The organism is Micromonospora sp. NPDC003776 (assembly GCF_053605645.1).
In genome coordinates this window covers 1-9,553 of record NZ_JBSGJR010000238.1, presented here as the reverse complement: position 1 = coordinate 9,553, position 9,553 = coordinate 1, and the positions used below count along the sequence as shown (strand labels likewise).

The following is a 9,553-nucleotide window of genomic DNA, read 5'->3' as shown; positions in this document are numbered from 1 at the left end:
ACGCTGGTCGCCGCGGCGGCTGAGGAGGCCCGACAGCGTGGTGCCCTCGTTCTCGGCGCCAGAGCCACACCGCGAGCGCGACGATGATCAGGACGACGAGCCACCGCATCCCGGCCCCCTCCAGCTGAGCTGCCGCTGCCAGTGTGGCAGGAGGCCGGGGGCCGGGTCATGACTAGGCGTCCACCCACCGGGTACCCGCGGCGCATGGGTAGCCACAAGCAGAACAAGCACGATCCGGGCGGCGAGTCGGCGCGCGCGGGGCGGCACTCCGGCAGCGGTGCCCGGGGCCGGCAGGGCTCCGAGGTCGAGCGCTCGCCGGAGCGCCGTCACCTGCGCGCGGCGACCGGGACGTCGGGCACGGAACGTGACCACGGTCGCGGCCGGGTCGAGGGCGCGCAACGGGTCCAGCGGCAGGGGAACCGGTGACGTGGCCACGCTCCTGCTGAGGTCCACCTACACCCCGGAGGGACTCAACGGGCTGATCCGGGACGGCGGCAGCAGACGCGTCGAGGTCTTACGGTCCCTGGTGGAGAACGCCGGCGGTCAGCTGACGTCGCTGCACTTCGCCTTCGCCGACGAGGACACGTACGCCTTGTGCGAGCTGCCCGACCACCGGGCCGCGGCCGCCCTGGCGATCGCGGTCGGGGCGGCGCGCGGCCTGCGGGTGCAGATCACCCCGTTGCTCAGCGCGGCGGAGGTCGACGAGGCGACCCGGATGCCGACCGGCTACACCCCACCGGGCGACTGAGCCCGCCGCGGCGGTGATCAGGGCGTCAGTGGCCCTTCGCCATGGCCACCGCGGAGGGCAGCGTGAACGGCGCGTGCCGCTCGGCGGTCATGAGCGCCATCGCCGTGCCGGCGATGTGGTCGACGAGCAGCTCCCGAGCCCGCTGCCGGTCGCCGGCCGCGCAGGCGGCCACGATCTCGCGGTGCTCGGCCAGCTTGGCGGCGACGAACTCCCGGTCGGGCTCGTACTGGACGAAGGAACGCTGGTAGCGCTCGGCGTGGTCGGAGAGCTGCTCCAGGTGTTCGGCCAGCCGCGGCCCGGCGCCGATGCGCAGGCCGGCGTGGAAGCGGCGGTGGGCCTCGGGGTCGCCGGCGGCGGTCAGCTCGGCGTCCTGCTCCAGCCGCTCGATGTCGGCGGCGCGCAGCATCGGCACGGTCAGCCAGATCGCCAGCCCCTCCCCCATGACCCGCAGGGAGTAGAGCTCGTCGAGGTCGGCGGGGCTCAGCGAGCTGATCCGGGTGGACCGGTAGGGGCCGGTGTCCACGACCAGCCGTTCCCGCTCCAGCAGGCGCAGCGCCTCGCGCAGCGGGGTGCGGCTCACGGCGAGCCGTCGGCTCAGCTCCGGCTGGGAGATCTCCGCGCCGGGCGGCAGCTCACCGTCGAGGATGAGGCGCCGCAGCGCGTCGTAGACCGACCGGGTCCCCGCGCCGTTGCCGGCCCTGTCGTCGGCGGTCACGGCACCGCCCGGGCCACTCACCGAACCCATCGAGGGGCACCTCCCCGGACGACGCAACGCAGCGTGATCGATTGTACGCACCTCCATATTTCGTGAATACATCGACGGTGGCGCGATTTCAGGTCATACGCCACGGTCGGGCCGGGCGCGCAGCGCCTCGGTCGCCGCCCGGTCCACCGTGAGCCCACCGCTGCCGTCGTTCACGGCCCGCGATGGCGTTCACGCCGCGGAAGCAGTCCGCCGGGTACCGACGAAGTGCTCCGCGAAGTCGCCGTCGGTGCCGCTGCCGTTGCAGCCCAGCGCCCGCCCGCCGGCCGCCTCGATTTGGACGACGGTTCGTGCAGCTGACTCCTCGTCGAGGTCGTTGTCGACGATCGCCGCGCCCTGTGTGGCGATTTCCCGGCCGGTCCCGCGGCTGGAGCCGGCGACGATGGCGATCTTGCCGTCGGGATTTTGCCGTGGGCCGCACCCTTCCGTAGGCGGTGGTCAGCTGAGGTCGATGACCGCTTCGCCGGTCAGCGTGGTGGTGCCGTCGGCGAGAGTGACGGCGAGCGCGACGGTGGCTCGCCCGTCCGCGACGGACACCACCCGCCCGGTGCAGGTCGGTTCGGCGTGCACCGGGGTGACGGCGACGAACCGGACCCGGTAGGTGCGGATGCGGTGCTGCGGCACCCACCCGGTCAGCAGCCGGCCCAGGTAGGCCATGGAGAGCATGCCGTGGGCGAACACGTCGTCGAGACCGGCGGAGCGGGCCACGTCCAGGTCGATGTGGATCGGGTTGTGGTCGCCGGAGGCGCCGGCGAAGAGCGCCAGCGTGGTGCGAGTGATCGGCGGAAGCCGCAGCGGGGGCAGCTGCGCACCCTCCCGCAGGTCGTCCACGGTGGTCACGACGCCAACCCCGGATTGCGTACGACGATGACGGCGGTCGCCTCGGCCACCAGGCGGTCGTCGCGCACCACGGCGGTGCGCTTGACGAGAAACTCCAGCGCGCCGCCCTTTCGGGTGTAGACATCGACGATCCGCGGCCGCAGCTCGACGGTGTCCCCGGCGTGGACCATCGCGTGGTAGGTGAACTCCTGCTCGCCGTGCAGCACCCGGCGCAGGTCCACGCCGAGGTCGGCGAGGTATCCCCACGGGTCCGGGGACTCCATCTCGAGGCTGAAGAAGAACGTGGGCGGCACCGGCAGGTCCGGGTGGCCCGCCGCGCGGGCCGCGGCCAGGTCCACGTACACCGGGTCGGTCTCGCCGATGACCTGCGCGAACATCCGCAGCCGGCCGCGCTCCACGGTGACGGTGACCGGCGGGAAGGCCAACGCCCGGGCCTTGTCGGGGTTGACGGGCATAGCCTCAACTCCGCTTCTCGTAGAGGTGACCGCGGCGGCCGCCGAGGCCGATGTTGTGCTGCAACCCGTCGCCGCCGCTACCCGCCTCATTCGCATGGCACCTGCGCCGCGCGATGCACCACCCGAGGCGCAGACGGATCAGAGCGAGGCACAACCCAACTCAACCGGCACGACAAATCTGCGACAACCGACCCGGCGAACGATAGTGGATTCGGCACCACCGGTTGTTCACATGCCGCCTCCCGAGAAGAGATGGGAGCAGCCGATCGATCCACACGCCATGCTTGCCGGCATCCATCAGCGGCTGGACCCTTGATATCGGCCTACGCCTATCAATAGGCTGGCCTGGTTCCCGCTGCCGGTGGCAGCGCCGTCGACCCGGAGCTTCCTCACCCACGTGGGCGAGTTCTCCACGGTGGGGGCGATCCTCGGCACCCGCGCTCGGGTTCCGGATGGGTGAGCACCTGTTCACCGGGATCCCGCGCGCTACGGCTTCCCGGACCTGCTCGGCACGATCAGCGACGCGATTACGCTGCTCACGGTGGCCCTGTGCTGGGCCCGCTCGGCGGTCCTGGTCCGCGACCTGGTGCAGGCGGTACGCGAGTCGGGCCGGCTGCGCGGCGGGGCCACATACGTGCCGGTACTGCTACTGATGGTCGGCAACTACATCGGCGCGCAGGCCGGGGCTTTCGCCTACCAGTTGCTTGGCCCGGTAGGCCACTCCCGCCTCCCGGATCCCGGATCTCGGAGGAGGAATGCCGCAGCTCACGTAAAGTCGGACACATCATGACGGGATCGTGGCTGACGAGATCGGGTGCCGCCGGGCAGCGCGCCGGGCGTCGCCCGCTCACCCGGCTGACCGTGGTCAGCCTCGCCGGACACGTGGTGTTCGAGTTGGGAGCCGGCGTCGGCATGCCGCTCGCCTCGGTGATCGGGCCGTACGGCGCTGCCGGCTTCTGGAGCCTCGTCACCGGCGGCGTGCTGGCCGCGACCGCCCGCGACGAGTCGGCCGACCCGCTGCTGGCGGCGGCGAACGGCTTCGGGGTCGCCGCGATCTCGGCGCATCTGCTCGGCTGGCCGACGCGCCGCACCCGGCTCGGCCTGCCCTGGCTGGAGGACTGCGAGGGGCTGGGGCCGGAGTTGATGCGCTACTACAACCCGATCCTCTACGTCTCGGGCGTCTCGGGGCTGCTGGCGATCGCGCTGGAGAACCGCACGGCCCGCCGGTACCTGCCGGTGGTCATGCTCGGACTCGTGCCGGGGCTCGTCGCGTTCCAGCACTGGGAGCACGCGCGGCTGCGCCGGCTGGCGCGGACCCACCCGGGGTGGTGGAACCGCCGGCTGCGCGGAAGTTCCTTCGCGCCGCCTGCGTAACGGTCGCCGATCGGCTGGCGCTGTCCATAGGGGACGATCGGGGGTGCGCCGGCCGTCCCTACGACCGGGCGGGACGGCAGGCCCCCACCTCTCTGCGATCCCGCCCGGTCCTGCTCCGTACGAGCTGCAACAGCGACCCCCCTGACGCTGCCGGAGGCCCCGTGATCGCCGAATCCACCCCCCGTACGCCGCCATCCCGCTGGCCGGTCCACAACAACCGGCCGACGGCCGCATCACCGCACCGAACCCGCCGCAGTCAGCAGGTGCGGCAGCAGCCGCACGACTGGTTGCCGTACGCGATTCTCGGTAGCACGGCGCTGCTGATCGGCGGTCTCGCCACCGTCGTGGTCGTTCTGGCCCGATAGTCGACGAAAGTGGGGGCAGCGGCCGGCTGTTCAAGCCCCGCTGCCCCCACTTTGTCGCCGGCCGTGCGGTTACGTGACCGTGACGTACACGCTGCTGCTGGTGACCGCCGCGGTGGTCGAGGTGCCCGCGAAGACGTAGCGCCAGGACCCGCTCGCGGAGGCGGTGACCTTCACCGTCGCCTCGCCGTACTGGTCGAGCGTCACGGTCTTCACCGTCGTGTACGTGCTGGTGCCCGCCTTCTGGAACTGCAGCGTCACCGCCTGGCCCGGGTAGCCGGTGTAGGCCGTCCGCTCCCAGCTCGCCTGCGTGAGCACACCCTTGACGGCGAAGGTCTTGCCCTTGGCGACCGAGGTCGGTGCGGCGCTGGTGGTCAGCTTGCTGTGGCGCAGCATCGAGAAGCTGCCCGCCGAACGGCGGTCGGTGAAGCTCATGCCGTCCTTGCTGTGCGCCCGGACGGCGACCCGCCACCCGCCCGCCAGATCGTTCCTGCCCAGGCTCAGCTTCGGATCGGCGCGGAAGGTCGCCTGGCAGGTCGCCGTGGTCGCGGAGGTCTCGGTGCAGTCGGCGGCCCACCCGCTGACCAGGACCGGATTCGGGCTGCTGGACGAGCCGCGGGGGACGTAGCTGCGGGACGGGTTGCGCCAGAGGTAGACGTCGCCGCCGGCGATGCCGGACGGGTCGGTGGCGGTGAACGTGGCGGTGAACTCCCGGGCGCCGGACGAGGTCAGGACCACCGGCTTGCCGCCGTTGACCACCACGTTGGAGACCTTGGTGGCGCCGACCGTCTCGTCGGCCTGCGACGCCGGGCCGGCGAAGGCCCGGATGACGGTACGCCGGAGGGTGCCGCCGGAGTCGTCGGTCGCCGTGGACCGCAACGAGACGAAGGCGGCGGTGGACGGCACCGTCAGGTCGACCGAGGCGCGGTCCGCCGAGCCGGAGACGGGCAGGGCCGCCCAGGTGGCGCCGTCGTCGGTCGAGTACTCCAGGCCGGTCAGGGTCGCCAGCGCGCCCGAGCGGCGCGAGCTGGCCGTGGCGGTGATCTTCACCGGGGCCAGCCGGACCGTGTTCTGGGTGTCGAGGCCGGCCGTCGCGAAGCCGATGTCGACCAGGGGCAGCGGGTCGCTGTACCGGACACCGGCGGAGAGGAAGCGCCACTCACTGCGTACCTCGGTGGAGAGCCGGGACCAGGAGACGACGCGGGTGACGGTGTGGTTCAGCTGGTAGACCGTCGACACTGACGGCACCGTCGCGGACACCGACTGGTACGGCGACAGGTCGCTGGCCGAGATGTGGGGCTCCCCACCGGAGCTGAGGTTGATTGAGACCTTCGCGTTCCGGTCGATCCCCGGGTTCCCGGCGGCGTCGCTCAACGCCGGGTACTCGTAGATGTACATCCGGGTGATGTCCCGGGAGGAACCGGTGCCCGGGGACCAGCGCGGGGCGAACGGTGCGCCACCGATCGTCTCACCGGCCGACGGGCCTGGGGGAAGGGCCCGGTCCCTCAGGGTCATGTCCTGTGCCAGGGGGCGGTAGTGCAGCAGCCGCATGAAGGACCGTTCGGGTGTCACGTACTCGGTGACGGTGCCCGGGACCGCGACCGGCGACGGGAGGTAGGCCCCGGTCCAGTCCGAGGTGTAAGGCACGGTCAGCAGCGACGCGTTGGTGGCCCTCCCCTGCCCCCGAACCGAGGTGGTCGTGACGGCCAGCCCGGTGCGGGTCAGATTCACCACCGGCGTAGCCGGCACCGCGTCGTCGAAGCTGCGGTAGAGGTCGTACCGGTAGGGGCTCGGCACGAAATCGGACGTCCCCTGCTTGATCAGGATGTCGTGCAGCCGCAGCGAGGTGCCGGCCACGGAGTACGGCGTCACGTACACCTTCTCGGCCCCGCCGCCGGCGAAGCCGGCCAGCCCGCCGGGCACGGAGATCCACACGGCCGAGGTGTAGCGGGTCGCGGTGGGGTCGTCGACCGCGATCCGCGTCTCCTTCGCCGTGCTCTGGTCGAAGCGGACGGTGGCGCCGCCGTTGGCGATCTGGAAGGTCCGGGTGAGCAGGAAGCTTCCGCCGCCCCACTGGGTGTAGAGCGCGACCGCGAAGTAGTCGCCGTTGGGCAGGTTCGTGCTGCCGTTCGGGGTGAACTGCTCGTCGTTGACGGCGTAGGCCGTCCAGTTCCTGCGGTCCCACACGTAGATGAGCTTGGAGCCGAAGCCGGTCGGGCTGTTGATGGTGAGCTTCACCGGGTAGTAGGCGTCGGCCCGCGCCGTGGCGGAGCTGCGCGTGCCCGCCCGCAGCTGCACCGTCTCGGCCCGGTGGCCGGTGGGCTGCACCCGCAGCTTCCCGTCGGCCGCGCCGTACGCGAAGCGTCCGGGCCGAGCGGAGTCGCCCGCCGGGAGGACCCGGAACGGCGAAGCCGAGCGGGTGGGGTCGCGCATCAGCTCCAGCCGCTCGCCGGTGGCGAGCCGGACCGTCTGCTGCGGGCTGCCCACGGTGGTGACCGAAGCCCGGCCGGCCTTGCCGGCGGCGGCTCGGTCCACAGTGGGCGGGGCGGCGGAGGCGGCTCCGGACAGGGTGGTGACCAGGGCGGTCAGGGACGCGATGGCGAGAAGCCGATACGACGCCATGAAGTTCTCCCCGTGATGGCGCGGCTGATCGCGCTCGGGACATGCCGAGCGCGGGGGCTCACCGTAGCATCGACGGGTGTTCTCGCATGGTGCCCGTTCGTCCCGTTGTCAGTCGGCGTGATGGGCAGCGAGGTGGGCGAGCATGGTCTGGTTGGCCTCCCAGCCGTCCGGGAACTTCACCGGCACGTCCAGGTGCACCCGCTCGGTCGACGGGTGGGCGTCCAGCAGCTCCGGGATCCCCGCCCGCGCCACCACCAGGCACGCGTGCCGGTGCCGTGACGCCAGCACGCACAGCCGCCCCGACTCCAGGTGGAACGCGGTCGCGTCGCGCCGCCCGGAGAGCGGGTGCAGCACGATCGTCACGTCGTACTCCCGGCCCTGCAGGCGGTTGGCGGTGTCGACGGTGATGCCCGCGCCGGCCGCGCCCAGGTGGGAGCGGATGGCGGCGGCCTGGTCGCGGTGCGCGGCCCCGACGGCGATCCGGTCCGCGGTCACCGGTGCGCCGCCGGGGGCCTGCTCGGAGACCGCGACCGCGCCGCGGCGCAGCACCCGCAGCGCCAGCTCCGCGCAGGCCGCGGCGGCCTCGCCGTCGGTACGCAGGGTGTGCCGGGCCGGCAGCTCGTACAGTCCCCAGCCGGTGCGGGCGGCCAGGTCGACGGTCGCGTCGATCCGGTCCCCCGGCCCGGGTTCGGTGAACGTCAGCGCCCGGTCGGCCGGCCCGGTGCCGGCGCGGAACCCGGTGAACGGGTAGAACGCCGCCGCGACCACCGACGCCGCGGAGGCCGGCAGCCGCCAGGACACCGGCAGCCGGTGTACGGGCAGGTCCGGGTTGTGCCGCAGCAGGGTGGCCACCGCCGACTGCATCGGATCCCAGGTGAGGCCGGTCCAGCGGGCCGTCTCGACGGTGGAGAACGGGTCGAGCTGGCCCGGGTCGCCCACGAACAGCGCCCGCTCGAACCGCCCGGCCACGCGCAGCAGGGCGTCCGAGCGCATCTGGTACGCCTCGTCGACGATCGCCCACGGCCAGGTGCCCTCGGCGACCGTGGCCCACTTGGCGGCCGTACCGATGGTGACGGCCGGGCCGCCGAGGTCGGCGACCTTCGCGGCGACGCGCACCGTGGCATGGTCCTTCACCCGCTCCGACGGCCGGTAGTCGGTCGCGGAGAGCCGGCCGATCCGCAGCTCGGGGGCCTTGCGGGCGAGCCGGTCGATGAGGTCGTCGACCTGCTCGTTGGTCTGCGCGATGATGATCAGCGGCTCGCTGGTGGCGGCCAGTTCGGTGGCGGCGCGGACCACGAGGGTGGACTTGCCGGCGCCGGGCGGGGAGTCGACGACCACCCCGCGGTGGTCGCCGGAGCGCAGGTCGGCCAGCACGGCGGTGATGACCCTTTCCGCCTCGACGGCCGGCGGCACTGCCAACTCCGCGAGCACCGATCACCCTCCCCGATCCGACCCACCGCCCGGACGGGCGGCGGTCCCGTCACCATACGAGCCCGCTGGTCGGCGTCGCCGGCCCCGTCCGCTGATCGGGGGATGGTCGGGGTGTCGCGGGCCGTCGCTCTCCGGCTCGGTCGCGCACCGCTCATCGAGGGCTACAGGCTGGTGTGATGCGGCGGGAGTCGGCTTTCCGCTGATGCGCCGCTCCCTGGCATCGGTGCAGGATGGGCGGCATGACGAAGATCTGGGAACGCGCGTTCGACGCGTTCTTCGGCCATCCCCGCGGCATGCCCGGGCGCGTCGGCGGAGCCATCATGGCCCGCGGAAACACCGAGCAGGAACGCTGGGCTGTTGATCGTCTCGCACCCCCGGCCGGCGCTCACCTGCTGGTCGTCGGGCACGGCCCAGGCGTGGGCCTCGCCCTGGCCGCCGACCGCGTGGGCCCGACCGGGCGCGTGGTCGGCGTGGATCCCTCCGCCACGATGCGCGAACTGGCTGCCGCCCGCTGCTCCGACGCGATCGCCGCCGGCGTGGTCGAGGTCCGCGACGGCTCCGCCGAGCACACCGGCTGCGCCGACGCCAGCATGCAAGGCGTGGTTTCGGTCAACAACGTGATGCTGTGGGACCGGCGGGCCGGGCTGGCTGAGACGTACCGCGTGCTGCGGCCGGGCGGGCTGCTGGTGGTGACGGTGCACCGTCACGTCCTGGACACCTCGCCGGAGCAGCTGGCCGACGATGTGACCGCCGCCGGGTTCGCCGACGTGGGCCTGCAGGTACGGCCACGGCGGATGGTCAGTCCGGCCGTCGAAGTGGTCGCTCGCCGCCCCGTCTGACCGTCAGCGCGGCACGGCGGGCAGCGTCCGCGCCGCCTGCGTGGGAACGGCCACGCCCACGGCCGGCAGGGTCACGGTCACGATGAGGCCCCCGCCGCTGCGGGGCTGGGCGTGCACGG

At 72.7% G+C, this 9,553-nt stretch carries 9 protein-coding genes; 4 read left to right on the top strand and 5 right to left on the bottom strand.

Annotated elements, in window-relative coordinates:
- The first annotated feature begins 204 nt into the window (after window positions 1–204).
- Window positions 205–426: a hypothetical protein gene (locus ACWEVO_RS19685; RefSeq protein ID WP_452308974.1), complete on the top strand. Its 222-nt coding sequence runs from the start codon at window positions 205–207 to the stop codon at window positions 424–426.
- Between the two features lies 1 nt (window position 427).
- Complete coding sequence (locus tag ACWEVO_RS19680) at window positions 428–748, top strand: GYD domain-containing protein (RefSeq protein WP_452308973.1); 321 nt, start codon at window positions 428–430, stop codon at window positions 746–748.
- A gap of 25 nt (window positions 749–773) precedes the next feature.
- Here ACWEVO_RS19680 and ACWEVO_RS19675 read toward each other — a convergent pair whose 3' ends face one another.
- The 3 genes from ACWEVO_RS19675 to ACWEVO_RS19665 all read right to left on the bottom strand — a co-directional run bounded on the left by ACWEVO_RS19675 (window position 774) and on the right by ACWEVO_RS19665 (window position 2,806).
- Window positions 774–1,493 carry a GntR family transcriptional regulator gene (locus ACWEVO_RS19675; RefSeq protein ID WP_452308972.1) on the bottom strand — a complete coding sequence of 240 codons (720 nt, stop codon included), beginning with the start codon at window positions 1,491–1,493 and terminating at the stop codon, window positions 774–776.
- Between the two features lie 456 nt (window positions 1,494–1,949).
- On the bottom strand, window positions 1,950–2,351 hold the full coding sequence (locus ACWEVO_RS19670) for a MaoC/PaaZ C-terminal domain-containing protein (RefSeq protein ID WP_452308971.1): 402 nt from the start codon (window positions 2,349–2,351) through the stop codon (window positions 1,950–1,952).
- Window positions 2,348–2,806: a MaoC family dehydratase N-terminal domain-containing protein gene (locus ACWEVO_RS19665; RefSeq protein WP_452308970.1), complete on the bottom strand. Its 459-nt coding sequence runs from the start codon at window positions 2,804–2,806 to the stop codon at window positions 2,348–2,350. The genes ACWEVO_RS19670 and ACWEVO_RS19665 overlap by 4 nt, the downstream gene beginning before the upstream one ends.
- A 786-nt stretch (window positions 2,807–3,592) precedes the next feature.
- Between ACWEVO_RS19665 and ACWEVO_RS19660 the strand changes: the two genes are divergently transcribed.
- Window positions 3,593–4,180, top strand: a complete 588-nt coding sequence (locus ACWEVO_RS19660; RefSeq protein WP_452308969.1) for a hypothetical protein — start codon at window positions 3,593–3,595, stop codon at window positions 4,178–4,180.
- A gap of 434 nt (window positions 4,181–4,614) precedes the next feature.
- Here the strand turns inward: ACWEVO_RS19660 and ACWEVO_RS19655 are convergent, their stop codons facing one another.
- Together ACWEVO_RS19655 and ACWEVO_RS19650 are read right to left on the bottom strand one after the other, a co-directional pair.
- A complete protein-coding gene (locus tag ACWEVO_RS19655) occupies window positions 4,615–7,164 on the bottom strand; it encodes a hypothetical protein (protein WP_452308968.1) in 2,550 nt (849 codons plus the stop codon).
- Window positions 7,165–7,272: 108 nt separating this feature from the next.
- The gene (locus ACWEVO_RS19650) at window positions 7,273–8,595 is read right to left on the bottom strand and encodes an AAA family ATPase (protein WP_452308967.1); all 1,323 of its coding nucleotides are present in this window, start codon (window positions 8,593–8,595) and stop codon (window positions 7,273–7,275) included.
- 239 nt (window positions 8,596–8,834) lie between these two features.
- Here ACWEVO_RS19650 and ACWEVO_RS19645 point away from each other — a divergent pair, with 239 nt between their 5' ends.
- Window positions 8,835–9,434, top strand: a complete 600-nt coding sequence (locus tag ACWEVO_RS19645) for a class I SAM-dependent methyltransferase (RefSeq protein ID WP_452308966.1) — start codon at window positions 8,835–8,837, stop codon at window positions 9,432–9,434.
- Window positions 9,435–9,553: the final 119 nt, after the last annotated feature.